Annotated in this window: 19 protein-coding genes and 2 pseudogenes; 2 read left to right on the top strand and 19 right to left on the bottom strand. The window is 61.2% G+C overall.

Annotated features, from left to right (window positions below):
- Positions 1-2: 2 nt before the first annotated feature.
- Positions 3-2,234, top strand: a complete 2,232-nt coding sequence (gene glgB, locus QRN33_RS23650; protein WP_123420190.1) for a 1,4-alpha-glucan branching protein GlgB — start codon at positions 3-5, stop codon at positions 2,232-2,234.
- A 116-nt stretch (positions 2,235-2,350) separates the two neighbouring features.
- On the opposite strand, the gene QRN33_RS23655 is transcribed toward glgB, so the two are convergent.
- The 19 genes and pseudogenes from QRN33_RS23655 to QRN33_RS26795 form a co-directional block, all read right to left on the bottom strand.
- A complete protein-coding gene (locus QRN33_RS23655; protein WP_285410451.1) occupies positions 2,351-3,403 on the bottom strand; it encodes an autotransporter domain-containing protein in 1,053 nt (350 codons plus the stop codon).
- A 379-nt stretch (positions 3,404-3,782) separates the two neighbouring features.
- Positions 3,783-4,565, bottom strand: coding sequence for an endonuclease/exonuclease/phosphatase family protein (locus QRN33_RS23660; RefSeq protein WP_285410453.1), 783 nt, complete (start codon positions 4,563-4,565; stop codon positions 3,783-3,785).
- A 189-nt stretch (positions 4,566-4,754) separates the two neighbouring features.
- Positions 4,755-5,513 carry a PIG-L deacetylase family protein gene (locus QRN33_RS23665; RefSeq protein WP_042609864.1) on the bottom strand — a complete coding sequence of 253 codons (759 nt, stop codon included), beginning with the start codon at positions 5,511-5,513 and terminating at the stop codon, positions 4,755-4,757.
- 178 nt (positions 5,514-5,691) lie between these two features.
- Positions 5,692-6,351, bottom strand: a complete 660-nt coding sequence (locus tag QRN33_RS23670; RefSeq protein ID WP_042609865.1) for a glycosyltransferase family 2 protein — start codon at positions 6,349-6,351, stop codon at positions 5,692-5,694.
- Positions 6,348-6,947 carry an SAM-dependent methyltransferase gene (locus QRN33_RS23675; RefSeq protein ID WP_285410455.1) on the bottom strand — a complete coding sequence of 200 codons (600 nt, stop codon included), beginning with the start codon at positions 6,945-6,947 and terminating at the stop codon, positions 6,348-6,350. Before QRN33_RS23675 ends, QRN33_RS23670 begins: the two co-directional genes overlap by 4 nt.
- The gene (locus tag QRN33_RS23680) at positions 6,944-7,702 is read right to left on the bottom strand and encodes a PIG-L deacetylase family protein (RefSeq protein ID WP_042609867.1); all 759 of its coding nucleotides are present in this window, start codon (positions 7,700-7,702) and stop codon (positions 6,944-6,946) included. The genes QRN33_RS23675 and QRN33_RS23680 overlap by 4 nt, the downstream gene beginning before the upstream one ends.
- On the bottom strand, positions 7,699-8,697 hold the full coding sequence (locus QRN33_RS23685) for an acyl-CoA dehydrogenase family protein (RefSeq protein ID WP_042609868.1): 999 nt from the start codon (positions 8,695-8,697) through the stop codon (positions 7,699-7,701). Before QRN33_RS23685 ends, QRN33_RS23680 begins: the two co-directional genes overlap by 4 nt.
- A gap of 1 nt (position 8,698) precedes the next feature.
- On the bottom strand, positions 8,699-10,858 hold the full coding sequence (gene glgX, locus QRN33_RS23690; protein WP_042609869.1) for a glycogen debranching protein GlgX: 2,160 nt from the start codon (positions 10,856-10,858) through the stop codon (positions 8,699-8,701).
- Positions 10,859-11,100: 242 nt separating this feature from the next.
- Complete coding sequence (locus QRN33_RS23695; protein WP_285410458.1) at positions 11,101-11,448, bottom strand: DUF2934 domain-containing protein; 348 nt, start codon at positions 11,446-11,448, stop codon at positions 11,101-11,103.
- Between the two features lie 21 nt (positions 11,449-11,469).
- Positions 11,470-14,244: a malto-oligosyltrehalose synthase gene (locus QRN33_RS23700; RefSeq protein ID WP_285410460.1), complete on the bottom strand. Its 2,775-nt coding sequence runs from the start codon at positions 14,242-14,244 to the stop codon at positions 11,470-11,472.
- Positions 14,241-16,319: a 4-alpha-glucanotransferase gene (gene malQ, locus QRN33_RS23705; protein WP_285410462.1), complete on the bottom strand. Its 2,079-nt coding sequence runs from the start codon at positions 16,317-16,319 to the stop codon at positions 14,241-14,243. Before malQ ends, QRN33_RS23700 begins: the two co-directional genes overlap by 4 nt.
- Positions 16,316-18,118: a malto-oligosyltrehalose trehalohydrolase gene (gene treZ / locus QRN33_RS23710; RefSeq protein ID WP_285410464.1), complete on the bottom strand. Its 1,803-nt coding sequence runs from the start codon at positions 18,116-18,118 to the stop codon at positions 16,316-16,318. The genes malQ and treZ overlap by 4 nt, the downstream gene beginning before the upstream one ends.
- Before the next feature lie 17 nt (positions 18,119-18,135).
- Positions 18,136-19,722, bottom strand: coding sequence for a glycogen synthase GlgA (gene glgA / locus QRN33_RS23715; protein ID WP_042609874.1), 1,587 nt, complete (start codon positions 19,720-19,722; stop codon positions 18,136-18,138).
- A gap of 590 nt (positions 19,723-20,312) precedes the next feature.
- A complete protein-coding gene (locus tag QRN33_RS23720) occupies positions 20,313-21,266 on the bottom strand; it encodes a D-2-hydroxyacid dehydrogenase family protein (protein WP_285410465.1) in 954 nt (317 codons plus the stop codon).
- Between the two features lie 12 nt (positions 21,267-21,278).
- Entirely contained in the window at positions 21,279-22,325 is a 1,047-nt protein-coding gene (locus QRN33_RS23725) for an alpha/beta fold hydrolase (RefSeq protein WP_042609876.1), read from the bottom strand.
- Positions 22,326-22,411: 86 nt separating this feature from the next.
- A complete protein-coding gene (locus tag QRN33_RS23730) occupies positions 22,412-22,846 on the bottom strand; it encodes a YqaA family protein (RefSeq protein ID WP_285410467.1) in 435 nt (144 codons plus the stop codon).
- Complete coding sequence (locus QRN33_RS23735; RefSeq protein WP_042609878.1) at positions 22,846-23,292, bottom strand: DUF411 domain-containing protein; 447 nt, start codon at positions 23,290-23,292, stop codon at positions 22,846-22,848. Before QRN33_RS23735 ends, QRN33_RS23730 begins: the two co-directional genes overlap by 1 nt.
- A 214-nt stretch (positions 23,293-23,506) precedes the next feature.
- A pseudogene (locus tag QRN33_RS26790) lies at positions 23,507-24,034 on the bottom strand (methyl-accepting chemotaxis protein); the annotation flags it as partial.
- Positions 24,035-24,367: 333 nt separating this feature from the next.
- Positions 24,368-25,498 (bottom strand): annotated as a pseudogene (locus QRN33_RS26795) (HAMP domain-containing protein); the annotation flags it as partial.
- A gap of 350 nt (positions 25,499-25,848) precedes the next feature.
- On the opposite strand from QRN33_RS26795, the gene QRN33_RS23745 reads away from it, so the two are divergent.
- Complete coding sequence (locus QRN33_RS23745; RefSeq protein ID WP_042609880.1) at positions 25,849-26,376, top strand: hypothetical protein; 528 nt, start codon at positions 25,849-25,851, stop codon at positions 26,374-26,376.
- The last annotated feature ends 43 nt before the right edge of the window (positions 26,377-26,419 follow it).

Genomic DNA, 26,419 nt, shown 5'->3' on the forward strand with positions numbered 1-26,419 from the left:
TCATGAGTTTCTCGAACAAGGAACAGGGTGTGGTAAAGGAAGCATTGTTACCCTCGGCACGCGACATCGATGCCTTGGTACGCGCTGAACATCAGGACCCGTTTTCGATCCTCGGCCCGCACGGCGATGGCGCCGGTGGGCAGTTCATCCGGGCCTATCTGCCGGGCGCGCTGAGTGTCTCGGTGCTGGACAAGGACAGCGGTGAGGAAATCGGTCCGCTGCAGATGACCGAAACGCCGGGGCTGTTTGTCGGCCATTTCGATCAGGCGCGCCGGTACCTGCTGCGCACGCGCTGGGCCGGTGGCGAGCAGGTTGCCGAAGATCCGTACAGCTTTGGCCAGTTGCTCGGCGAGATGGATTTGTATCTGTTCGCCGAAGGCAATCACCGCGACCTCAGCGCGTGCCTCGGTGCGCAGCTGAAAACCGTTGATGGTGTTGACGGTGTGCGTTTTGCCGTGTGGGCGCCGAATGCCCGCCGGGTGTCGGTGGTCGGTGATTTCAACGTCTGGGACGGGCGCCGTCACCCGATGCGCCTGCGCCATCCTTCCGGCGTCTGGGAGTTGTTCATCCCGCGCCTGCAAGCGGGGGAGTTGTACAAGTACGAAATACTCGGTGCCCACGGCATTCTGCCACTCAAGGCCGACCCGATGGCGCTGGCTACCAGCCTGCCGCCGGACACCGCGTCGAAAGTTGCCTCGCCGCTGCAGATCGACTGGCAGGATCACGACTGGATGAATGCCCGCCAGGATCGCCAGCAGCGCTCCAAGCCTCTGTCGATCTACGAGTTGCACGCCGGTTCCTGGCAGTGCGAACTGGATGATCTGGGTGAAGTGGCGCGTCAGTACACCTGGCCGGAACTGGCTGAGCGGCTGATTCCTTACGTCAAAGAGCTGGGCTTCACTCACATCGAATTGATGCCGATCATGGAGCACCCGTTCGGCGGTTCCTGGGGCTATCAGTTGCTCTCGCAATTTGCCCCAAGCGCGCGCTACGGCACGCCGGATCAGTTCGCCGCTTTCGTCAATGCCTGTCACCAGGCCGACATCGGTGTGATTCTCGACTGGGTGCCGGCGCATTTCCCGACTGATACCCACGGTCTGGCACAGTTCGACGGCACCGCGCTGTACGAATATGGCAACCCGCTGGAAGGCTTCCACCAGGATTGGGACACGCTGATCTACAACCTCGGTCGCACCGAAGTGCACGGCTACATGCTCGCCTCGGCGCTGCACTGGCTGAAGCACTTCCATATCGATGGCCTGCGTGTCGATGCGGTGGCGTCGATGCTGTATCGCGACTATTCGCGCAAGGCTGGCGAATGGGTACCGAACCGTCACGGTGGGCGCGAGAACCTCGAAGCCATCGACTTCCTGCGTCATTTGAATGATGTGGTTGAGCTGGAAGCTCCGGGTGCGCTGGTGATTGCCGAAGAGTCCACCGCATGGCCCGGGGTCAGCCAAAGCACCCAGCAGGGTGGCCTAGGCTTCTCCTACAAATGGAACATGGGCTGGATGCACGATTCGCTGCACTACATCCAGCAGGATCCGGTGTATCGCGCCCATCACCACAACGAGTTGAGCTTTGGTCTGGTCTACGCCTGGTCCGAACGCTTCATCCTGCCGATCTCCCACGACGAAGTGGTGCACGGTAAGCACTCGCTGATCGACAAGATGCCCGGTGATCGCTGGCAGAAATTTGCCAACCTGCGCGCCTATCTGAGCTTCATGTGGACTCACCCGGGCAAGAAGTTGTTGTTCATGGGCTGTGAGTTTGGCCAATGGCGCGAGTGGAACCACGATCAGCAGCTGGACTGGTACCTGCTGCAGTACTCCGAGCACAAAGGTGTGCAGAAACTGGTCGGCGATCTCAATCGGCTGTATCGCGAAGAGCCGGCGTTGCACGATCAGGACGACGCGCCGCAGGGCTTCCAGTGGTTGATTGGTGATGATGCGATCAACAGCGTCTACGCCTGGCTGCGCTGGAGCAAGGACGGTTCGCCAGTGCTGGTGGTTGCGAACTTCACACCGGTACCGCGCCAGTCGTATCGGGTCGGGGTACCGTTTGCCGGGCGCTGGACCGAGTTGTTCAACAGTGACGCTGACATTTATGCCGGCTCAAATTACGGCAATGGCGGCGGAGCGTTGACCGAAGAAGTGCCTAGCCATGGTCAATCCTTGTCGCTGGAACTGAATCTGCCACCGTTGGCAGTGTTGATCCTCAAGCCGCAGGGCTAGCACCTGTGGGAGCGAGCCTGCTCGCGAAGGCGCCATGTCAGTCAACGATGATGTTGAAGGTGGCACCACTTCCGCGAGCAGGCTCGCTCCCACAAGGTTTTTCAGTGATCAGCAGATCACCAGCGCATCCGCCCCCCAAGGCTGCCGATGATGCCGTTCAGGTCATTGTCATCCACATCGCTGCTGTAATCGGCGCTCATGTACAGGCTTACTGCCGGTGTGACCCGCGCCACCAGCCCCAAACCCAATTCCACTGTTGAAGACTTGCGGCTGCTGCTGATCTTGTCGACCTGATCCAGCGTTACCGTGCTGCCGGTGTACACCGTGTGCCAAAGGTTGGTGCGCACATACGGCTCTACCGGTAAGCCATTCAAGTCATAACTGCCTTTCAATCGCGCACCGACGCGGCCACTCCACGCGGTCAGGTCGGTCGAAGAGGCATTGCCCGCGCCTGCATACGGAGCATCGAGGCTGATGCGTTGGTTGATCAATTGCGCCTGCGGTTCTACCACCCAGTTCTCACTCAAACCAATCGGATAGCCACCTTCGACCGAAAACGTCATCGCACTGCCTTCGGCGGCCTGCCGATTACCTTGCGGCGTACGACTGAAACCGCTGACGCGACCGCCGCTGGCCGACAGGTCGACGTGCCAACCCTGCGCGCCCACAAGACTGTAATAGGCGCCCAGGCTCTGACCTTGCAGGCTCAGGCTGTCAGTGCTGCGGTCCGCGAGGGCGCGGCGGTTCAATGCACCACCGGCACTCAGTTGAATCTGATCGTCACCGCCGATCAGGCCCAGGGTCTGGGTCGCGCCATTGGCGCTTTTCAAGGTGATCACCGCCGGACCTTTGAACTCGCCGCCGGGCATCGCGTAGCCAGAGGCCAGCGCATCGGTCTGCGCGCGGCGAGCGCTTCTGCCGTACAACTCATCCCACGCGGAGGGCGCGAGATCTTCGGTGATCAGGCGTGAACTTTGCTGACGCAACGGCAGTGGTCCGGGCGTTATCACGGTTACCGGCAACGTCATCACAGGCATATCGGCGCGATACCACGTGGTTTCATCCGCCGCAGATCCCGCATGCGCCTCCATGGACGAGCACAGCAACAGCGAACCTGACACTGTGCAAAAGGTGATTTTCAATTCGTGTGGGGTCAGTGAAGTTTTCATGGGGGTCTACCTTGCAAGCGCATGCGTCATCTCGAGTCTGGCGTCTCTCCTACCCCGAACGAGGGGCGACCGAATAGAGCGGGGCGAACCGCGGCTGCTCGATTTCGCGAGTGCCGGAAGGTCAGCCCCAGTAGTGATTCCGGGGGTAGTAAGGTAGAGATAAGAAGAGTGACGCCTGCGCGTCAAGAAAATGCACGATGAATGGCGTGCATAAATCAGCCTTCGCAAGCGTTTGTTTTTCTGCACATAACTAAGTGATTGTTTGCATGGAAAAACGCTTACGAAATGTTCGGCTGACGGTTTTCTGCCGCCGACGAAAGGTCATTCCGACCGGGAGTAGCCGGAACGACCTGTCATTTACCTGCTGTCAAAAATGCACCTACAGATGCACTTCAACCGCCAGAGGAAGGTGATCCGAGAGATGCGTCCATGGTTTGTTGCCGAGAATCCTCGGATCATGGCTGCTGGCATTGCGCAGATAAATCCGGTCCAGGCGCAGCAGTGGAAAACGTGCGGGATAGGTTCTCGCCGGACGCCCATGATGACGCTCGAAGGCTTCGTGCAAATAGTCGCGACGGGCAAGGGCAGCGTTGCCCTGCAACTGCCAGTCATTGAAATCGCCGGCAATGATCACCGGCGCGTCGTCCGGCAGTGATTCGAGCAACTGGCAAAGCAGCTGCAGCTGCAATTGCCGATGGCTTTCCAGCAAGCTCAAATGCACACAGATCGCATGCACCTCGGCATGCCCGGGCACATCGAGGATGCAGTGCAACAACCCGCGACGTTCCGGGCCGGTGATCGAGACATCGAGATTGCGATATTCGCGGATCGGGTATTTCGACAGCAGTGCATTGCCGTGATGACCATCGGGATAAACGGCGTTGCGCCCGTAGGCAAAATCGCTCCACATGCTGTCGGCGAGGAATTCGTATTGCGAGGTCTGCGGCCAGTCGTTGTAGCGACTCGAATGACGTTCGTGTTCACCCACCACTTCCTGCAGAAACACCAGGTCGGCCGAGGTACTGCGCATCGCTTCGCGCAGCTCCGGGAGGACGAACCGCCTATTCAATGCGGTGAAGCCTTTGTGGGTGTTGACCGTGAGTACCCGCAGGCGATGAATGACTGGCGCGTCGACCGCTTGACGCTTGGGATCGCTGGACACGTTCACTCCTCTGAATTGGGCCATGCCTGTTCATGCGACTGGTTTGAGGGGGTGGCAGTTCCGTTTTCTGAGCGACGCCAGGCAATGTAGGAGTGAGCCTGCTCGCGATGGCGCAGTGTCAGTCAACCCTGCATCAACTGACAGATTGCTATCGCGAGCAGGCTCACTCCTACAGGGGGGATGTGGTGTCTAGACAAAGACGATTTCATACGGCAAGCGCATTCTTTCCAGCAGCACCGGCGGCAGCAGCGGCGCAATGCCGATGGCCGGTTCGCCCTTGAGCTGGCTGGCATAGGCGTGAGTGGCATGGCTCTTGCGCGCCACGGTCCAGGTGTCGAGGCGCAGCTTGCGCGCACGCTCCCACGGGATCATGCGCTGCTCGCGCTCCGGCCAGTGCCAGGCCCACACCGGCACGTCGTGATAGGTCGCCCCGGCTTTCAGTGCCGCGTCGAAACTGGCCCGGCCAACCACCTCATGATCCGCCGGACCATCCTCGCGCCAGGTGCTGAACACCACGTCGCCCGGCCGCAGGTAGCGGCCGATGAATTCAGTCAGTTGGCTTTGCTGATCACTCAGCGCGTTGTCGGTAAATCCGCCACGCACCCACTTCAGGCTGTGCATCGGCAAACCGAGGCGGCGCAGGGCTTCGACGCTTTCCTGCGGGCGGAAGACGCTCAGGCGTTGTTCCGACCATTGCCGCGAGCCGGGGTGGCTGGCGCTGCCGTCGGTGATGGAGAGCAATTGCAGCGGGTGGCCAAGACTGGAGAGTAACTGCAGCAAACCGCCACAGGTGACGACTTCATCACCCGGATGCGGGGCGATGACCACGGCGCGGGCCCCGGCGGGTACCAGACTGTGGGTATTGATGACGGGAATATTGTCGAGTTGCGGGGCGCTGTTCCAGATCTGTGCTGGCAGCCCGTGTTCGTTGAGCAATGACGGTTTCATGAGTGCGACGTCCTTGTAGTGTCTCGCCCTCAGTCGTGAGCAGCCAATGCTGGTCGCGGCCCGTGAAGGCAAAAGAATAGCAACGGTGCAGTGCTCCAACCCTTGGATTACTGCGAGGCAGAGTATTGCTCAAGACAGCGGATTCGTCGCGTCACAGATCAATCTGAACCGTATTTTTTTATTCCAGCTGTGCCAGATTGCGCAGAAAGTCACCGAATCCGCCCTTGGCCCGACTGTCGAGACGGGCGCTGGTGTGCACCTGTGGGCGGTGACTCCAGGCGATGTTGGCACCGCTGCGCTCCAGCGCGCGCACCAGTTGCACGTCCTCGTCACAGGTCAGCGGTTTGAATCCACCCACCAGACGATAGGCCTCGGCACTGACGCCGAGGTTGGCCCCATGAATATGTCGATGGCCATCGCGAGCCTGATAGTGGCGGTGGTAGCGAATCTGCGCCGCTTCATCGAACGACTCATGCCAATGCTCGACCGTGACCGTGCCGCACACCGCGTCAGCCTCCAGCCCCAGTTGCGCCGCCAGCCAGTCATCGGCGACGCGGCTGTCGGCGTCGGTGCAGGCGATCCAGCGTGCACCGCGTTCAAGCAGCAGGCGCGCACCGGCGGCACGGGCTTCGCCAACGTTGCGTGCTTCGATCTGCAGGCTCAGCACCGGATAAGCACTGACGATCTGCGCCGAACCATCGCTGCAACTGTCGAGCACCACGAGGATTTCCACCGGCTCGCCGGCCAGTTGCGCATGTTCGCCAGCCCGCAGGGCGGCGCGCAGACATTCATCGAGCAGCGCCTCTTCGTTGTGCGCGGGAATCACAATACCGATCAACGCAAGCCCTCCAGCGCCGCCACCGAGCGTGGCTCGCGGCTCCACAGTTCGAGAATGAAATCCGCCTCCTGATGCAGTACCAGACGCGGCAATGCCAATTGATCGTGGATCTGATCGTGTACCTGACGCGCATTCAGCGGGCAGCCCTCAATCGGCGGGCGCCAGTGGCAGGCCAGCAATTGGCCGTCGGCCGTCAGCGATTCACTGATGCGGCGGATCATTTCTGTCAGATCGTTCTCATCGAGGTAGTAGCCGATTTCGCTAAATACAATCAGGTCGAATTTTTCCTCCGGCCAGTCACCCGGAAGACGGCCCTGGCGGACTTCGGCATGCTCGAAGACACTCAAGCGAGTACGCGCGAGCTTCACTGCCGCGCTTGCAGTGTCGCAGCACAGCAGGCGGTCGCAACGCGGTGCCAGTTCCGCACTCAGTTCGCCATTGGCGCAACCCGGTTCGAACACCGCCCGGTAGCGCGGACGGGGCAGGGCAGCGAGGGTTATCGCGCGTTTGCGCTGCTCGTACCAGCGCTGACGGAATGCCCAAGGGTCGTCATTGCCGGCGAACAGTCCATCGAAATAGCGGTCATCGACGCTCACAGGAACACCACTTCAAAAGGTTGCAACAAACGATCGAGCACATAAGGCGCCAGCACTGGCCCGAGCCCGACGTCGCGATCACCTTCCAACTGGCTGGCGAACGCATGCGCCGCGTGGCGTTTGCGGGCGATGTGCGTCGGTGACAGCAGAATCTTGCGCGCCCGATCCCAAGGCACCGAGGCGTCCTCCGGGGTCGCCCAGTGCCACGTCCAGACCGGCAGTTCATGACAGGCAGCCCCGACGCGGCGCGCCGCTTCGACACTGGCGCGACCGACGGCCTCGTGATCGCTATGGCCATCCTCGCGCCAGGTGGTGAAGACCACGTCACTGGCATGCAGATAACTGGCGATGAAGTCGCTCAACCCGGTTTCCTGAGCCGCCACTTGGGTGTCGGTAAAACCGCCGCGCAGCCATTTCAGGCTGTGCATCGGCAAACCGAGGCGACGCAGGGCTTCGGCCGATTCCTGCGGACGCACCACGCTCAAACGCTCGACCGGCCAGCGTTGCGAGCCGGGGTGACTGGCGCTGCCATCGGTGACCGAGATCAACTGCAACGGACGTCCGGCTGCCGCCAGCAACTGCATGATGCCGCCGCAACCGAGCACTTCGTCATCCGGATGCGGTGCGACGATCACCGCCCGCGATCCCAGCGGTACGAGGTCAAGGATGTCGATGGCGGGCAACTCGGCCAGGCGCCGCGAACCCTGCCATTGCTGCAGCGAAGTGCCCTGGCCGACGATCGGGTTGTCCTTCATAACGCCCAGACCTCGCGGGATTGACCGGCAATTTGCTGGCCCAGCGCAGCAAGGTCGCGTTCGGCGTGACTCTGGCGCAGGAACACCGGCAAGTCCGCACTCAATCGCGCAAAATGCCGATCCTGACAAAACGGCCCGGCACCCAGCGCCCGACCGACTTCTCGCATGACCTGTTCGGCAGACTGTTCGACCACCGCGCGGGCGCGACGAGCGAGCAATTCAGCGTCGGCCTCGGGTTGCGCATCGATTTGCAGCGCGCTGAAGCGCAACACATCGGCAGCCGCTTGCAGTGCTGTGTCAGTGGCGCCGAGGTGGGCGAGGGCATGGGGTTCGTCGCGTTGGGCGCAATGCTGACGCAGCGCTTCGGCAATCCGTCGCGATGCGCCATACCAGCACGCGGCGATGCCGATGCCGCCTTGCCAGAAACCCGGCCGTTGCAGGTAATCACCGGGATTGCCGATGGCCTGCGCTTCGGCGTTGTCGAACAGCACTTCGACGCTGCCGGTGGCTGCCATGCCCACGGCTTGCCAGCCTTGATCGGTGATAGTCACGCCCGGTTGATCGAGCGCGACTGCAACCAGTTGCTGTTGATCATCAGCGTCCCACGCAGTGAGCAAGGCGTGACTAAGCACCGCCGCACCAGAACACCAGGCCTTGCGCCCGTTCAGCGTGACCATATGCCCGGCCGGCGTGACTCTCACCCGCGCTTGCGGCGGTTCGGCAGCCCACATTCCCCACGTGCTGCCCGGCGTTGGCGTACCGCCCAATTGCTCGATGATCGCCAGCGCGTCGGTGTGACCCTCGTAAAGTTTGCACAGCCCCAGATCGTGTCCGCCCACTTCCGACAGACGCTGAAAACGCTCCAGCGTGTGACCGCTGCCGGGTAACGGCAAGCGGTCGAGGCCGGCCTCGACCATTGCCCTCAGGCAACGGCCGAGGGCGTTGGTGTCGGCGTAATCTGGCGGACGGCGGGCCAGATAATGTTGAAAGTCCATATCAATCTTCTTCGTCACGTTGCAGTTCGAACAACAGCAACGAACGCCCGGTCACCGAATATTCATGGCCGAAGTCGAAGCGTTCCTGGCCGCGAATCGACGGTTGATTGGTGTCGATCATGCAGGTCCAGAAGCCGCCGTCCGGCACTTCCGGCAGTGTGAAGTTGACGATGTCGTGATGCGCGTTGACCACCAGCAACAGGGTCGCATCAGCGCCCTTGCGACGAATCCCGGTTTCCTGCGCGCGGCCATCGAGGAGCATGCCGAGGCAGCGATTGTGCGCGTCGTGCCAGTGCTCGGTGGTCATCTCGGTGGCGTCCGGTGCCAGCCAGGTGACGTCCTTGACGCCGATGTCTTCGTTGTATTCGCCGACCAGGAAGCGGCCGCGACGCAGGATCGGATAAGTCAGGCGCAGCTTGATCAGGCGCTTGACGAACTTGAGCAGGGCCTTCCCGTCCTCGCTCAGATCCCAGTTGACCCAGCCGATTTCGCTGTCCTGGCAATAGGCATTGTTGTTGCCGTCCTGGGTACGCGCGAACTCGTCACCGGCAACGATCATCGGCGTGCCCTGAGCGAGCAGCAGGGTGGCGAAGAAGTTGCGCATCTGCCGGTGGCGCAGCGCATTGATTTCCGGGTCGTCGGTCGGGCCTTCGACGCCGTGGTTCCACGACAGGTTGTTGTTGCTGCCGTCCTGATTGTTCTCGTCGTTGGCTTCGTTGTGCTTGTCGTTGTACGAGACCAGATCGTTGAGAGTGAAACCGTCGTGGGCAGTGATGAAATTCACCGACGAATACGGCCGGCGCCCACGCTGGTTGAACATCTCTCCCGAGGCCGTCATGCGGCTGGCGAAATCAGCGAGCTGAGCGTCGTCACCCTTCCAGAAGGCGCGCACGGTGTCACGGAACTTGTCGTTCCACTCGACCCAGCCCGGCGGGAAGTTGCCCACCTGATAGCCGCCGGGGCCGCAGTCCCACGGCTCGGCGATCATTTTCACCTGACGCAGCACCGGGTCCTGACGGCAGGCAACTAGGAAGCTGTGGCGTTCGTCGAAGCCATCGTGGTAACGGCCAAGAATGGTCGCCAGGTCGAAGCGGAAACCGTCGACGTGCATCTCACTGGCCCAATAGCGCAGGGAGTCGGTGACCATTTGCAGTACGCACGGGTGACTCAAGTCCAGCGTGTTACCGGTGCCGGAGTCGTTGATGTAGTAGCGCTTGTCATCCGGCATCAAGCGGTAGTACGAGGCGTTGTCGATACCGCGCATCGACAGGGTCGGGCCTTGCTCGTTGCCTTCGGCCGTGTGGTTGTAGACCACGTCGAGAATGACCTCGAGGTTGGCATCGTGCAAATGCGCGACCATCTCCTTGAATTCGGCGATCTTGCCACTGGCCAGATAACGTGGGTCCGGAGCGAAGAACGCGATGCTGTTGTAGCCCCAATAGTTCGTCATGCCTTTTTGCAGCAGGTGCTGATCGTTGACGAAGGCATGGATCGGCAGCAGCTCGACGGAGGACACGCCAAGTTTGCGGATGTGCTCGAGCACGTCGTCGACCATCAGGCCGCCGAAAGTGCCGCGCAGGTTTTCCGGTACCGATGGGTGACGCATGCTGATGCCGCGCACGTGGGTTTCATAAATGATGGTCTTGTCCCACGGCACGCTGACCCGGTGGTCGTTGCCCCAGGTGTGCGCCGGGTCGATGACCTTGCACTTGGGCACGAATGGCGCGCTGTCGCGTTCGTCGAAACTCAGGTCGGCGTCGGGGTGGCCGATGGTGTAGCCGAACAGCGCTTCGGACCATTTCAGCTCACCCACCAACTGCTTGGCGTACGGGTCGATCAGCAGCTTGTTGTGGTTGAAGCGATGGCCGTTGGCCGGGTCATACGGCCCGTAGACGCGGTAGCCATAGATCAGCCCAGGATGCGCGTCCGGCAGGTAGCCGTGATAGATCTCATCGGTGTATTCCGGCAGCTCGATGCGCTCGAGTTCGACTTCGCCGGCGTCGTCGAAAATGCACAGCTCGACCTTGGTGGCGTTGGCGGAAAACAGAGCAAAGTTCACCCCCAGACCATCCCAGGTCGCACCGAGCGGGAAGGGCAGGCCTTCACGGATTCTCGACGGTTCGGCGTGCGCAACGGGTTCGGCTTTCTTTGGACGGGTCATGATTGCTCCTGCAAAAAAACGGGAATTCTGGTGGGCTACGTTCCCCTGTAGGAGTGAGCCTGCTCGCGATTGCTATTTCGGATTCAACATGGATGTCGACAGACATACCGCAATCGCGAGCAGGCTCGCTCCCACAGGGTTATGTGTTGTGTTTCCCCAGAGGGGCTTTTTTCGGGGCGCAAAGACCCCTTATGGCGAGCAAGCTCGCCACACAGTTGTTCAGTTCAATAATCGGGTCTAGGTCAGTTCGCCGGAGGCTTCTTCGCAACTCGCGGCTTTTTCTCGGCAGCCTTTTCGCCCGGCGGGACTACCTTGGGCGTGGCCGCAGGCTTGGCTTTCGCCGCTGGTTTGGCTTTGGCGGGAGCCGGCGTTTTGCCGTCGAGCGCTTTGGCCTCGGTGTTCTTCGCCGCTGGGGTCTTGCCGGCAACCTTGCTGCCAGCCGCTTTCGGTGGCTTCTTCGGTGCAAGCGCCTCAGCCTCGGCCAGTTTGCGCGCCATCTCCCAATGACGTTCTTCCTGGCCTTCAGGCTTACCTTCCGACTCCCAGATCTGATAGGCGAATTCGCGAATGCGTTTATCGTCGGTGCTCATCGCAATGCTCCTGAACTGAACTCATGCTTGTGTTAAGTGTTGGATAAAGAGATTGACCGGGACATCCCCCAGCGCTTCGCTGACATTCAGCTCCCTGTTTTGTGTGACTACGCTGCTGGCAAAAAGTCCCTTCAGGTTTGCATCCGGAGCGGCAGACGGTAAAACCACCCGCGTATCGCCCCAGCGCAGCGCATCGACCTGCGGGATGGCACTGTTTTCCAGCAACGTCGCGCAGCGCACCGGCACCACTACAATGGCCCGCACGCCCTCGTGCTCACGCGCGAACGCCAGCACGTTGTGCGCCTGACTGCCCAGCACTTGCAGTGGCTGGTAGTCGCCACGGCGGAACAGCTCGCTGTGGTCCCTGCGCAGGTTCAGTACTTCGCCGATCAGGGCCTGCTTGACGCGCCCGTCGCGCCACTCTTTCAGCAGTTGCGCATTCGGCACGGATGCCTGCAAGGATTGCTCGCGGGCGGCGTAACCCACCGGCCGACGGTTGTCCGGGTCGACCAGGCTGAAATCCCAGTACTCGTTGCCCTGATACAGATCCGGTACCCCCGGTACGGTCATGCGCAGCAAGGTTTGCGCCAGCCCGTTGAGCGCGCCGGCAGCGGCGATGCTGTTGACCGTCTTGCTCAGCGCCGCGCGCAACAGCTCGCCTTCCTCACCGGTCAGCAGTTTTTCCGTGAAGGCTTGCGCGGCATTTTCATAGGCTTCGTTCGGCGCGCTCCAGCTGCTTTGCAACTTGGCTTCGCGCAGGGCTTTCTGCTGCCATTGCCAGATGCGCTTGGCGTAGTCGGCGAAACCGGCCTTGTCATCGTCCCGCAAATCCAGCGGCCAACTGCCGAGCAACGCCTGATACAGGATCAGTTCGTCGCCGGCAGACGGCGCGTCATCTTCGATGCGCACGGGGCGGGCGAGGGCGCGCCACAGTTCGACCTGATCGGCGTACCAATGGCTGCGTTCGCTGAGCACGGCGAGCCGCGCGCGAGTGTCTTCGCCGCGCTTGTGGTCGTGAGTGGCGGTGGCCAGCAGGTTGTCGGGAAACTCCGCCATGCGCTGCTGATTCACTTCATGGAACTCGCTGACCGGCGCGCTGAATTGCTCGGTGTTGTAGCCGACATCATTGCGCGACAGCAGCACCGCCGAGCGATACAGCGCGGTGTCTTCCACGGCCTTGGCCGCTGCCGGCGAGGTCAACTGCTGGAAGCGCACGCAGGCATGCTTGAGGATCTTGCGCGACCGTCCGCGCGGCTTACGCCGCCACGGCGTGCCGCCAAGCCAACTGGCGACTGAATCGAGCACCGGCCAGTCGGCCTCGCTGAGGGTCTGCCGCGCACCCTCCATGGCGTGCTGGAAAATCGCTTCGTCCTGTTCCGAGCGGCCGAGGGCGCTGATGTAGGTGCGGTAAACCGGGAAGTGCACGATCAGTGCGTGCAGCACGCGGCGGATTGCGCCCAGGGTCAGATCGCGAGTCATCAAATCATCACGGGCGACCTGGTGCAGCGCCTGGGCGACGCTTTCGAAGTCACTGGCCAGCGAACCGTTGAGGATCTGCTGACGGGCCAGTTGCGCTTCTTCGATGAACGCGGCGGGGCGCTCGGTGCGGCGCTGCCAGAGTTCGCCGAGTACATGTTCGCCGTCCGGGTCGTGTTGCAGCAGCGACAGCTGATTCATGAACTCGTAACCGGTGGTGCCGTCAACGCTCCAGTCCCGGCGCAGGGTTTCGCCCTCGCCGAGGATCTTCTCGACATAGATGGGTAGATGACGTCCCGGTGCCAGATGATCAAGGCGCCGACGCAGTTTGCGGCAATAGCCGCGCGGGTCGGCGAGGCCGTCGATGTGGTCGATGCGCAAGCCGTCGACCAGACCTTCTTCAACCAATTGGAAGATTTTGCCGTGGGTCGCTTCGAACACCGCCGGACGCTCGACGCGCAGGCCGCCAAGTTCATTGATGTCGAAGAAACGCCGCCAGTTGATGTCGTCTGCCGCCGTGCGCCAACTGGCGAGGCGATAGCTTTGCCGTTCAAGCAGTTCGTGAAGCTTCTGGAAGCCTTCTTCGCGGGTGGAATCGTACTGAGCGAGGTTGCTTTCGATGGTGGCCAGAACACGCGGATCGCTGGCCAGCTCGCGCAGCTCCTGCTTCAGCGGGATCGCCAGTGAGTGGGCATCGGTCTGGTAACTGAGCGTACTGAAGCGATCGGCCAGGGACTTGAGCGTGTCGTCGGATTTGAGCAACTCGCCATAATTGTTCGGGCAGATCGGGAAGTGATGGTCGTAATGCTCGACGTAGAAACTGCCGGCCTGCGGGTTGAATTTGAGCTTGAGCGTGCCGTCCTGTAACGCCACGCCGTAGTCGCTACCGAGGAAGGGCAATAGCAACTGGCCTTCCATCAACGGATCCGGCGAGTGCCACTGGATGTCGAAGAATTCGCCGTACGGGCTCAGGCGTCCCCATTCCAGCAAGTCGAGCCACCACGGGTTGTCGTTGCCACCCACGGCCATGTGGTTGGAAACGATGTCGAGGATCAGCCCCATGTTGTGCTCGCGCAGGGTGCTGACCAACCGGCGCAATGCCGGCTCGCCGCCCAGCTCAGGGTTGACCTGGGTCGGGTCGACCACGTCGTAGCCGTGCATCGAACCGGCTCGCGCCGCCAGCAGCGGCGAAGCGTAGATATGGCTAATGCCGAGTCGGGCGAAGTACGGCACCAGTGGCACCGCTTGTTCGAGGGTAAATCCTTTGTGAAATTGCAGGCGCAAGGTGGCGCGCAGTGGCTGGATTTGCTGTTGATTCATTGGTCACGCTCAGTGGCTTGAAGGCGCGCGCAGGCCAGCAGTTCCAGGCGGCGGGCGGCATCGGGGCCGTCCAGCAACGCTTCGCTGGGACCGGGCAAGCGTCGCGACCAGTTCGGGTGTGAATCGGTAGTGCCGGGCAGATTTGCCTGTTCATCGATCCCCAGGGCATCTTCCAGCGGCAACAGCACCAGTGGCGCGCGGGTGTGGCCGAGGAAACGCAAGCTGGCATCGACCACTTGATCGGCTTCGTGGGATTCTTCGCGAAAATTCTGCGGGTCCTGGCGCAGCGCATCGCGCAGGCCTTCGCGTTCGCGCTCGCGGTGCCGGCGCCAGTCGATTTCGCCGTTGGCATCGACCAGTCCAAGGCGCGCATTCCAGTCGATATCGCGACCATGCCACCAGCCGTTGAGCGTCGGCAGGTCATGGGTGCTGGTGGTGGCCAGCGCGTCATCCGGCCAGTCGAGGATCGGTTTGAAGCGAGTGTTGTCCTGTTCGAACAACAGCACGCGCATGCCGAGGATCGAACGTGCGGCGAGTTTTTCCCGCAGGCCTTCCGGCACGGTGCCGAGGTCTTCGCCGAGCACGATGGCCTGATGACGATGCGACTCGAGAGTCAGCAGGCGCAGCATGTCGTCGAACGGGTAATACAGATAGGCACCGTCGGCCGGATGAGCGCCGTTGGGGATCACCCACAGACGTTGCAGCCCCATGACATGGTCGATGCGCAGACCACCGGCGTGGGCGAAGTTGGCGCGCAGCATGTCGATGAAGGCGCGGAAACCGTTACGGATCAGGCCTTCGGGCGAAAACGCGGAAATGCCCCAACCCTGGCCGCTGCGATTGAGGATGTCCGGCGGCGCCCCCACGGTCAGCGAGGCGAGCAGTTCGTCCTGAAAACTCCAGGCCTGACTGCCAGCGCCGTCAGCACCGACAGCGAGGTCGGCGATCAGGCCGATGCCCATGCCGGCACTGCGCGCGGCCGTTTGCGCGCGTTCCAGACAACGATGGATCAGCCATTGGCAGAACGCGAAATAGCCGATGCGCTCGGCGTATTCCTCGGCGAAAGCTGCCAGCGCAGAGCCGCGCGGGTCGTGCCAGTGCTCCGGCCATTCGCGCCAGTCGAGACTTTCGCCACGGGCGGCGCGCATTTCCTGAATCGCTTCGAAGCGGCAATGGTTTTCCAGCGCTTCGCCGCCGGCGTGGCGAAAACTGGCGAAGTCGGCGTGCAGCGGATGCTCGCCAGCGACAAAACCGTCATACAAGGCTTGCAGCAGCTTCTGCTTGGCTTCGGCGGCAGCGGGCCAGTCGATCAGCTTGAGATTTTCCAGCTGCTCGAACTGCGCGGCCAGGCCGCTGGCGTCGATCGCGTCACGCAAGGCGCGCTCGCCGAGAATGCTCCCCGGCGCGGCGTACAGTGAATTGAGAAACAGGCGACTGGAGGGCGAGTAGGGGCTGTAGCGGCCAGTGTCGGCGCTGAACATCGCGTGCATCGGGCTGATCGCCAGGGCATCGGCACCACGTTCGCCGGCCACACGCACCAGTTCTTCCAGTGCCTGCGTGTCGCCGAAACCACCATCGCCGGGACGACGCAAGGCATACAACTGCGCGCTCAGACCCCAGGCGCGGGGGATAGGACTATCGACGGCATCGCCGACGCTGAAGCAACGCTCGGGCGCCACGGCCAGGGTGAAATACTGATCGCCGATGTGCACTTGCTGGTAACCGACCGGAATCAGACCGGGCAGCATCGCTTCGTTATCCAGCTTGAGGTTCATCTGCGAGCCATCTTCAAGATGAATCTCGCAGGGCGTCTCCGGTGAGAAATAGCGACTCAGATTCAAGGCAACGCCCACGTCGCAAGTCAACAGGGGCGGCAAATGGCGGTCCTGCTGGACCTCTTGCAATTCCAGCAGGCTGGCATCGATTTCTTGCGCAGTGCTGGCCGGGTGGCCGAGTCCGATCAGGACATTACGCAGCACAGCAGGAGCGACTTTCTGTTGACGCCCGTTGGCGTCGATCCAGTCGACGGCGAGGCCGGCTCGGCTGGCGAGTATTTCCAGTTGCGCATCGCTCATAGGCGCTCTCCGTTCAGGGGGTGCAAAGGGGGTGCGGCCGTGAGGCTGACGAGCGCGGTGTACGCCGGCAGTTGGTTCGGGTCCGACAGTTCGATGGCGGCTGGCTGTTGAAACAGCCACTCGGTATCGGTCTGTGCAGGGTTGACCACTGGCGTATCACTGAGGTTCAGGTCAATTCGCAGCTCACTGCCATCGCCCAGCCGCCAGCGTGCGCTGACCGCGCCGTAGCCGAGCATTTGCGCACCCAGCGCCTGGGTCCCGGAGAGATTTGGAATGATGTACTGGTGACGCAACTTCAGCAGTTGCCGGTAGAGCTCCTGGGTCTGCTGTTGTAACGGTGTGCCGCTGCCGACCAGTCGCGGCTGCGAGGCGTGGAAGGTGTTCTCGGCATTCGGATCGGGGATCTGCTCGCGCTTGTGCGGATCGGTAAACGCGCTGAACGCGGCGAATTCGTTGCGCCGACCTTCACGCACCAGTTCCGCCAGTTCACCGTGGTGGCTGGTGAAAAACAGAAACGGTTGCTCGGCGGCGAATTCGTCGCCCATGAAGATCAGCGGAATCATTGGCGACAGCAGCAACAACACGGTGGCCGCTTGCACCGCACGCGGGTCGGCGAGCTGATGCAGACGCTCGCCAAAAGCGCGATTGCCGATCTGGTCATGGTTCTGCAAAAACAGCACGAACGCGGTAGAGGGCAGATGTTCGCTTGGCTCGCCGCGCGGTTCGCCATGACGGGTGATGTGGCCCTGGAATACGAAGCCCTGACTCAGGCAGCGAACCAGTTGCTCGGTGGGTTGCGCGGCGTAGTCGGCGTAATAGGCATCGGTTTCACCGGTCAGTAGCACGTGCAAGGCGTTATGACCGTCATCGTTCCATTGCGCGTCGTAATCGGTTTCCAACAGGCTCGACTGGTTCAGTTCGTTCTCGACGGTCAGCCAGACGTAGCGGGTCGGGTCGATCTGCTGGCGAATACGCCGGGCCAGATCGCTGAGAAAGTCCGGGTCTTCAATCGCGTGCACCGCGTCCAGACGCAGGCCGTCGAAACGGTACTCGAGCAACCACATCAAGGCGTTTTCAATAAAGAACTCACGCACTTCCGGGCGGCGGAAGTCGATCGCCGCACCCCAGGGCGTGTGCTTGTCCTCGCGGAAAAAGCTCTTGGCGTAGCGATGCAGATAGTTGCCGTCAGGCCCGAAGTGGTTGTAGACGACGTCGAGAATCACCGCCAGGCCATGGCCGTGGGCGGTGTCGATCAGGTGTTTGAGTTGCTCGGGCGTGCCATAGGAGGCTTGAGGCGAATAGGGCAGCACCCCGTCATAGCCCCAGTTGCGATCACCGGGGAATTGCGCCAGCGGCATCAGTTCAATCGCGGTAATACCCAGTGCCACCAGCCGCGCGAGGTGCCGTTCGACTTCGGCAAAACCACCGAGCGCACCGACGTGCAACTCGTAGATCACCGCTTCGCTCCACGGCCGACCATTCCAGGTCGTGTGCCGCCATTGATAGGCATGCGGGTCGACCACCACACTGTGGCGGTCAAGGTCACCATCCTGCGCTCTGGAGGCCGGGTCCGGCACCTCCAGCTCGCCATCGATGCAGTAGCGGTAGCGGCTGCCCGCCGGGCAGCTGGCCTTGATCACAAACCAACCGTCGCCCTGTGGCAGCATCGGCAACGATTTTCCATCCTCCAGTTCCACACTGACGTAGAACGCGTCAGGCGCCCACAACGCAAATTGCGTGTGCTCGGCATCCAGCATGATCGCGCCGTGGGGCCAGGTTTCTTGGGTCCTTGACGGCATTTTTTGCAACTCCCTGGTTATTTGTGGCTGGCTTTACCCAACGCCTTGGCGACCAGTTGTTCGTAAAGTTCGGCGTAGGGTTCAACTGCTTTGCTCCAGTTGAACGGTGCGGCCATGGCCCGGCAACGCATGGCATTGAGCAGTTCCGGGAAGGCAAAGACCTTGAACGCGCGGCTCAGGGCTTCTTTATAGCTATCAACGGTGGATTCATCGAAAAGGAAGCCGGTGACGCCGTTTTCAATGGTGTCGGCCAGACCGCCGGTGTTGCGCGCGACCGGCAACGAGCCGAAACGCTGGGCGTACATCTGGCTCAGGCCGCACGGCTCGTAGCGCGATGGCATCAGGAGGAAATCGCTGCCGGCGAACATGCGCCGGGCATCGGTTTCATTGAAGCCGATGCGCACGCCGATCTGGCCTGGGAAACGCAGGGCCAATTCGCGCATGGCTTGTTCTTCTTCCGGCTCGCCGCGACCGATGATCGCGATCTGGCCACCGTTCTGCACGATGAACTCGGACACCGCTTCGGTGAGGTCGAGGCCTTTCTGATAGACCAGACGCGAGACCACGGCGAACAGTGGACCGGTGGAATCGTGCAGGCCAAACAGCTCACGGACGTGGGCGGCATTGACCGCTTTGCCTTCCCAGTCGCCGATGGCAAAAGGGGCGAACAGGTGCGGGTCAGTCGCCGAGTCCCAGCTCTCGTCAATGCCGTTAGGAATGCCGCTGAGCAGACCTTGCTGAGTCTTGGCAGCGAGGAAACCGTCGAGGCCGCAGCCGAAGTCCGGGGTGGTGATTTCCTGGGCATACGTGGCGCTGACGGTGGTGATGTGGCTCGAATAGGCCATGCCGGCCTTGAGGAACGACATCTTGCCGTAGAACTCCATGCCTTCCTGTTGCAGTGCGTGGGCGGGAATCCCAAGCTCCGGGCAGGAACCGAGGCTGGTCACGCCCTGATAGGCAAGGTTGTGAATAGTGAACAGGGTCGGCGTGCGCTGCCCGCGCCAGTGCATGTAAGCGGGCGCGAGGCCAGCAGGCCAGTCGTGGGCGTGCACCAGATCCGGGCGCCAGTGGATTTGTGCGAGGTTGGCGGCGATGTCGGCAGCGGCCAGACCCAGACGGGCGAAGCGAATATGGTTGTCCGGCCAGTCCCGGCCGTTGTTGGCGCCGTATGGGCCACCTTCACGCTCATAGAGTTCAGGGCAGATCAACACGTAGATCACCAGACCATCGGGCATGTCCATGCGCCCGATCTTGCAAGGTGGCAGTGCGGCGTGGCCACCCAGTTCGCCGATGATGTGAATCGGGTTTTCGCTGTGCACCACCTGCGGGTAACCAGGGATCAGCACACGCACGTCATGCAGGTGGGCCATGGCCCGGGGCAGGGCAGCGGAGACGTCACCGAGACCGCCGGTCTTGACCAGATCGGCGATTTCGGAAGTGACGAACAATACTTTTTTCTTGTTGGGGTTCTGGCTTGCTACCGGAGCAAGCGCTTTGGTGCCGGGTACGTTGATCTGTCGGCTGCCGGGAACACTGACGGTGCTCGATTCTCCAAGCGACTGGTGAGCACGCTCTCCCTGAATATCCAATGCCGCACTGATCATATGTATCTCCCGTGTGTGATCTGATTCTTGTCTCGAACAAGCTGTTACGTGGCCAAGTCCTGTGGCCGGGCGCAAAGGCGCCACGCATCGGTGAGCAAATGCTGACCCAACACGCGCAAGCAGAATGGGTGGTGAGGCCGTTGCAAGGATTACACCAGTCGCTTTCGCCCAGTTGTTCTGATGACCTGTGGCGTGAAGCAAAAGTTTCGACTTTTTTTCGTCGGTATGACCGAGTGGTTTAACCACTGAAAAATCAGTCTAGGCCAGATCCTAGAGCGGGTAAGGGCAAATGGGTAAATTGTTCGACAATCGGTTGTGTCGGGATGTAAGTGAGGGTTTAGCGGAGGGAATGCTCCGACGAAGGGCATGTTTTTCGTCTGGAGTGGGCTAAAACGGTGACTGGGTAGTCACGATTTTGTGCTAGGGGATGGGGTGTCTGCACTGTTCTGGTGCAGTCAGTTTGATTCTTTGGGGCAGTGAGGACGATATCGCGAGCAGGCTCACTCTTACAGGGGAACGCATTTCAAATTGTAGGAGTGAGCTTGCTCGCGATGGCGTCGGCCGAGTCACAGGTGCGCTTGGAGCTGATATCAGTTCAACAGACGGAGCGGCTCTCCCGCCGCCCAACCCTGAATATCCTCGATCATCTGCCGGAAAAACTGCTCATAGTTCTGCCGGCTGACATAGCCCACATGCGGCGTGGCGAGGACGTTGTCCAGCGTGCGAAACGGGTGCAGGGCCGGCAAAGGCTCCTGATCGAAAACATCCAGCGCCGCCCCGGCGATGCGCCGCTTCTGTAACGCCTTGATCAGCGCGGCTTCATCGACGATCGGCCCGCGCGCGGTGTTGACCAGCAGTGCAGTCGGTTTCATCCATTCCAGTGCCTGGGCATCGACCAGACCGCGACTGCGCTCGCTGAGCACCAGATGCACCGACAGTACGTCGGCCTGTTCGAACAGTTGCTGCTTGCTGACGTAAGTCACGCCGGCCTGTTCAGCGCGTTCGGCGGTGAGGTTTTCGCTCCAGGCAATCACCCGCATGCCGAACACCTGACCGAACTGCGCGACCCGCTGGCCAATGCTGCCCAAGCCGAGAATGCCCAGGGTCTTGCCATGCAGATCACCGCCCAGACCCTGTTGCCACTGGCCGGCGCGCAGGGCGCTGGCTTCCTTCACCAGATCACGGGTGGCCGCCATGATCAGCGCCCAGGTCAGCTCCGGCGCGGCGTGTTTGTAGCTGTCCGTGCCGCAGACCTTGATGCCCAACGCCGCTGCGGCAGGCATGTCCAGCGCGGCATTGCGCATGCCGCCGGTGACCAGCAACTTCAATTCAGGCAAGCGTCCAAGCAGATCGGCGTCGAATCGCGTGCGTTCGCGCATCACGCAGATCACTTGATACTTGCCCAAGCGCTCGGCCAGCGTGGCGTTGTCGGCCGGGTAATCGTGCACGAAGGTTACTTCACCGATACCGTCGAGCACTGACCAGTCGACCACATCGCGGGCCACGTCCTGCCAGTCGTCGATCACTGCAATCTGCACCGTCATCGCCATACCTCATCAAGGAACGGAAGGAGTCTTGCCCAGCCAGCCGAGCAGCGCCTGATGGAATTTTTCCGGTTCTTCCATTTGCGGCGCGTGGCCCATGCCCGGAAATTCAATCAGCGTCGACTGTGGAATCAGCTTGGCGACTTCTTTGCCCAGCACCTCGTAGTGGCCGATTCTGGCTTTCACTTCCGGTGGCGCGAGGTCCTTGCCGATTGCGGTGGTGTCGGATGTGCCGATCAGCAGCAGGGTCGGCATCTTCAGGTCCTTGAACTCGTAGTACACCGGCTGGGTGAAGATCATGTCGTAGATCAGCGCCGAGTTCCACGCGACCTGGGTCTTGCCCGGGCCTTTGCTCAGGCCGGCGAGCATGTCGACCCAACGATCGAATTCGGGCTTCCAGCGGCCATCGTAATAAGTGGTGCGCTCATAGTCGCGAATGCCCTTGGCCGTGACCTTCAACTCGCGCTGGTACCACTGATCGACGGTGCGATACGGAACGCCGAGGGCTTTCCAGTCTTCCAGGCCGATCGGGTTGACCATCGCCAGTTGATCGACCTGTTCAGGGAACAGCAGCGCATAACGGGTGGCGAGCATGCCGCCGGTGGAGTGGCCGAGCAGAGTGGCTTTCTGGATGCCCAGCGCTTTGAGCAATTGCTGGGTGTTGGTGGCCAGTTGCTGGAAGCTGTATTGATAGTGCTCAGGTTTGCTGGAGGTGCAGAAACCGATCTGATCCGGCGCAATCACGCGGTAACCGGCATCGCTCAAGGCCTTGATCGAACTGTCCCAGGTCGCCGCGCAGAAATTCTTGCCGTGCATCAGCACCACGGTGCGACCGTTGGCCTTGCCATTGGCGGCGATGTCCATGTAGCCCATTTGCAGTTTCTGGCCCTGGGATTCGAAGGCGAAGTGTTTAAGCGTGTAGGGATACTGGAAACCCTGGAGTTCCGGGCCGTAGGCCGGCCCTTCGGCAGGGGCGGTTTCAGTGGCGGCGTGCGCCATTAGCGGCAACGCAGCGCTGAGGACGAGGCCGGGCAGCCAGCGGGAAAGCGTGACGGACATAAGCACAAACTCCTTGAAAATTGGCCGACTGTGAAAGGCCGGGATTACGCCGACGTTAAACAAAGGCAATCACACGCAGGGTTGGTTCAACCGAGCCAGCCCAGCGTGAGCAAAGCCAGCACGCCATAACGCGCGCCTTTGGCCAGCGTGACGATCAACAAAAAACGCCCGAGTGGTTCGCGCATGACGCCGGCAATCAAGGTCAGCGGATCGCCGATCACCGGCAGCCAACTGAGCAGCAGCGACCAGTGCCCGTAGCGTTCGTAATGTTTGCGCGCCTTGGCCATGTGTCGAGGGCTGACCGGAAACCAGCGCCGATCCTGATAGCGCTCGATGCCACGGCCCAGCCACCAGTTGACCAGCGAACCGAGTACATTGCCCAGCGTCGCCACCCCGAGCAGGCCCCACAGCCAATAGCGCTCGCTGACGATCAGCCCGACCAGCAATGCCTCGGACTGCAATGGCAGCAATGTCGCCGCCCCAAACGCCGCAAAGAACAGGCCGAAGTAAGCCGCCCCCATCAACGGGCCGGGTAGTCCGCCACCACCACATCAGCGCCGTCCTTTTTCAGGCCGATGACCTGGTATGCGTCACTCATGCCATCCATTTCCATCCCCGGCGAGCCCATTGGCATGCCCGGCGCGGCAACCCCGAGCAGATCGTCGCGCTTGCTCAACGCGAGCACCTGATCGGCCGGTACATGACCTTCGACGAATTTGCCGTTGATGATTGCCGTGTGACAGGACGCCAGACGCGGTGGTACGCCGTGCTGCTGTTTGAAGCGGCTCATGTCGCTTTCGACGTGATCCTGGACTTTGAAGCCATTGGCTTCGAGATGGCTGATCCACTTTTTGCAGCAGCCGCAATTGGCATCGCGGTGCACTTCGATCGGGATCAATTCGGCGGCTTGCGCCAGGGAGGAGATGAACAGGGTGCTCAGGGCGAGCAGACGCAGTTGGCTTCGCATGGAAAGGGCTCTCGACTCGGGTGGCGGTCAAAAAGAACCCATTTTGACCGGTTTTTTCGCCCCGGCATCAACTGAGTGTTTCCAGTTGCTACAAGACACGCTAACCAGTGTAGGAGTGAGCCTGCTCGCGATGGCGGTATCCCAGTCGACAAAGTTCTTGGCCGACAAATCGCCATCGCGAGCAGGCTCACTCCTACAGGTATTGCGGTTGGCTTTAAATAACCTTGAAGCGTCCCATGATCGCACTCACGCGGCTGTTGGCTTCCAGCAATTGCCGGGTATTCAGCTCGCTGGCCTGGCCGCTCTGCACCAGTTCATCGACCATGTGGCGGATCTGCACCATGCTGCGATTGATCTCTTCGGTCACTGCGCTTTGCTGTTCGGCGGCGGTGGCGATCTGGGTGCTGAGGCTGTTGATGTGGCTGACCGAACCGGCCATTTCGTCCAGCCCGGAGTTGACTCGAGCCGTGGCGTCAGCGGCGGACTGACAGCTGGCCTGGGTGTTTTCCATGGCGCTAACCGAAGAGCTCACGCCTTGGGTCAGGCGGGTCAGCATCTCGTTGATTTCCGAGGTGCTGGCCTGGGTTCGGGCGGCGAGCGCACGGACTTCATCCGCTACCACCGCAAAGCCACGACCCTGTTCACCGGCACGCGCCGCTTCAATGGCCGCGTTGAGGGCGAGCAGGTTGGTCTGCCCGGCAATCGCGCCGATCACGCCGAGGATTTCGGTGATGCGCTGGGCGTCCTGCTGCATGTTTTCAACTTTGTGTGTAGCGCTGGCGACTTCGTCGATCAGCGCGACTACGCTGTTGGTCGCTTCACCGACCACGACGCGCGAGCGATCGGCGTTCTCGTTGGCACGTTGAGTGAACGCAGCGGTTTCAGCGGCATTCTGCGCGACGCTTTCGGCGGTCGAGCTCATTTCGGTGATCGCGGTGACAGTCTGGTCGGTTTCCGAGGCGTGACGCAGCAGGATCTGGCTGGTGTGCGCCGAAGTGCGTTGCAGATTGTCGAGGCTCGAAGCCATGGCGCCGGTGGCCTGGGTGACTTCGCCGATCATGTTCTGCAAATAGGCGATGAAGGTGTTGACCGAATGGCCGATGGCACCCAGTTCGTCTTCAGCGCGAATGGTGATGCGGCGGGTCAGGTCTGCGTCGCCGCTGGACAGCGAATCGATGTTGGCCTTCAGCGCCTTCATGCGCTGCACCAGTTTACGAATCGCGTAAACCTGCAACAGCACCAGCAGGATCACCAGCGGAATCTGGATCAGGCTCAAGCTGTGGAGCACGTCGTCGCGCTGGGCAGTGAGCATTTTGGTCGGCAGGGCGGTGGCGAGGAACCACGGTGTGCCCTCGATAGGGCGCATGAAAAATGTAGCGTCTTCACCGTTGTTATCGAACTCGACACGTTGCGCTTTATCCCGATTCTGCAAGCCGGTCTTGATCTGATTGACGAAAGTCGAGCTGGCCGCCAGTTCGCTGATGTTCTTCAACACGATCGGGCCGCTGATGCGCGAGCTGTTGCTGATGATCTTGCCGTCAGCCTCGACGATGAGCATCTCGGCGTTGAGGTCTTTTTCCTTGCGCGCCACCAGATCGTTGAAGAAGCCCAGCGTCACGTCGATGGTCGAAACGCCCCAGGCACTGCCGTTCTTGTAGATGGCCATGGCGCAGTTGGTGCGCGGCTCGGCACTGGCGTCATCTTTATAGGCGGCGGCCCAGGCGCATTGGCCGCGCGGGGTGGCCATGCCGCCCTTGTGCCAGCTCTGGTCGTAGTAGTTCGGTGCGGCGTCGCTGTTCCAGAAGGTGTTGACCGTCAGCTGGCCCGAGGCGTCGCGGTGCCAGAAGGTACTGAATTTGTTGCGCCCGGCTTCACGCTGGCCCGGCAAAGGCCAGATGCCGCCGCCGAAGACTTTCAGCTCGCCGTACTGATCCACCAGGCCCGGCAACACCGTGTCGATGGCGGCGCTGTCGAGCAGCGGGATGGTCTGGGTAATGCTGCGTTGCTGCGCCTGTACCTTGTTCAGTTCGCCCTGGATCTGCACGGCGACCTCGGCGATGCGGTTGAGCACGACCTTCTCTTCGGTATCGCGCAGGGTAGGCGCCACCAATTGACTGATGCCGACCACGGTCAGCACTGACAACAACAGGATAAACAGAACCAGAAACAGCGTGTAGCGAGCCTGAATAGTGCGCAGTGCGGGCATGGAACTGATCCTTGAGCGGCGTTGTTGGCGGAGAGGAACAAAACAGGGCGGGGTTCACAGCGTATCGTCGTTTCGGGCGGAAGCTTTAGCTGCTCGCCCGCCGAAACCACCCGGGGCGATGACCGGTTGGTATCAGCTTGGGTACACAACCACGGCGCACGACATTTGTTGCATCCCCGTGACCGCTCTAACGCAACGTTTGCTGGTAGTCCGCTTTGTATCGGGAATGTACGAAAGTTGTAAAAAAGCACACAAAAAGGTTGGTACTGTCATGTTGCCGGCCGATACTTGCGCGCATTCGAATGGCTGGTACAAGGACATTTCATGCTCATCGCACAAGGAATTCTCGCATGACAATCGGTTATACCGGCGCCTGGGAAAGCAAGGCGGGCGTTATGGTCCGCGACACCGGCGCCAAAAAGCAGGTTTCGCAGAGCGTCAAAGTGCAGCAGATGCTGACGCTGGTCGGTAACGACCCGAACGCGCTGAACGTCGCGGAGATGGACAAACAGGGTCTGCGCAAGCAGATCAAGGGATTCGACCCGGCCAACGTGTCCGTCAAGCAGTTGGGTAACCTCAGCGAATTCCTGCGCGGGCGTGGCCTGATCTCCGAGATCACTTCGATCACCTTGCTCAATGCTGGCGACAAGTTCGATCGTTTCGGTGTGCAGAAAGACCCGGAGGCCAAGTTCAATGCTCTGGAGTATTTCGCCACGCAGCTCGATGCCATCCAGACCAACAGTCTGAACGGCAACTATTACGGCAAGAGCCTGATTCCCGAATTCAAAAAAGCCATTTACGTCCTGCAGAACCTCAAGACGTACGGCGAAGGCAATGCTGCCGTGCCGTCCGACAAGGGCATCAAAGCCAAGGCATAAGCCCGCCCGCAATGAGCAGGCTCATGCCGGTTCACCAGCGCAC

The sequence above is a fragment of the Pseudomonas sp. FR229a genome (genome assembly GCF_030209115.1).
In the GTDB taxonomy this organism is placed as follows: Bacteria; Pseudomonadota; Gammaproteobacteria; order Pseudomonadales; family Pseudomonadaceae; genus Aquipseudomonas; species Aquipseudomonas moraviensis_A.

What these genes read in the sequence shown, in the direction of transcription:
- glgB (WP_123420190.1), top strand. Translation starts at nt 3, where the DNA reads ATGAGTTTCTCGAACAAGGAACAGGGTGTGGTAAAGGAAGCATTGTTA.
- QRN33_RS23655 (WP_285410451.1), bottom strand. Translation starts at nt 3,403, where the DNA reads ATGAAAACTTCACTGACCCCACACGAATTGAAAATCACCTTTTGCACA.
- QRN33_RS23665 (WP_042609864.1), bottom strand. Translation starts at nt 5,513, where the DNA reads ATGAAACCGTCATTGCTCAACGAACACGGGCTGCCAGCACAGATCTGG.
- QRN33_RS23680 (WP_042609867.1), bottom strand. Translation starts at nt 7,702, where the DNA reads ATGAAGGACAACCCGATCGTCGGCCAGGGCACTTCGCTGCAGCAATGG.
- QRN33_RS23685 (WP_042609868.1), bottom strand. Translation starts at nt 8,697, where the DNA reads ATGGACTTTCAACATTATCTGGCCCGCCGTCCGCCAGATTACGCCGAC.
- glgX (WP_042609869.1), bottom strand. Translation starts at nt 10,858, where the DNA reads ATGACCCGTCCAAAGAAAGCCGAACCCGTTGCGCACGCCGAACCGTCG.
- QRN33_RS23695 (WP_285410458.1), bottom strand. Translation starts at nt 11,448, where the DNA reads ATGAGCACCGACGATAAACGCATTCGCGAATTCGCCTATCAGATCTGG.
- QRN33_RS23700 (WP_285410460.1), bottom strand. Translation starts at nt 14,244, where the DNA reads ATGAATCAACAGCAAATCCAGCCACTGCGCGCCACCTTGCGCCTGCAA.
- malQ (WP_285410462.1), bottom strand. Translation starts at nt 16,319, where the DNA reads ATGAGCGATGCGCAACTGGAAATACTCGCCAGCCGAGCCGGCCTCGCC.
- treZ (WP_285410464.1), bottom strand. Translation starts at nt 18,118, where the DNA reads ATGCCGTCAAGGACCCAAGAAACCTGGCCCCACGGCGCGATCATGCTG.
- glgA (WP_042609874.1), bottom strand. Translation starts at nt 19,722, where the DNA reads ATGATCAGTGCGGCATTGGATATTCAGGGAGAGCGTGCTCACCAGTCG.
- QRN33_RS23720 (WP_285410465.1), bottom strand. Translation starts at nt 21,266, where the DNA reads ATGACGGTGCAGATTGCAGTGATCGACGACTGGCAGGACGTGGCCCGC.
- QRN33_RS23725 (WP_042609876.1), bottom strand. Translation starts at nt 22,325, where the DNA reads ATGTCCGTCACGCTTTCCCGCTGGCTGCCCGGCCTCGTCCTCAGCGCT.
- QRN33_RS23730 (WP_285410467.1), bottom strand. Translation starts at nt 22,846, where the DNA reads ATGGGGGCGGCTTACTTCGGCCTGTTCTTTGCGGCGTTTGGGGCGGCG.
- QRN33_RS23735 (WP_042609878.1), bottom strand. Translation starts at nt 23,292, where the DNA reads ATGCGAAGCCAACTGCGTCTGCTCGCCCTGAGCACCCTGTTCATCTCC.
- QRN33_RS23745 (WP_042609880.1), top strand. Translation starts at nt 25,849, where the DNA reads ATGACAATCGGTTATACCGGCGCCTGGGAAAGCAAGGCGGGCGTTATG.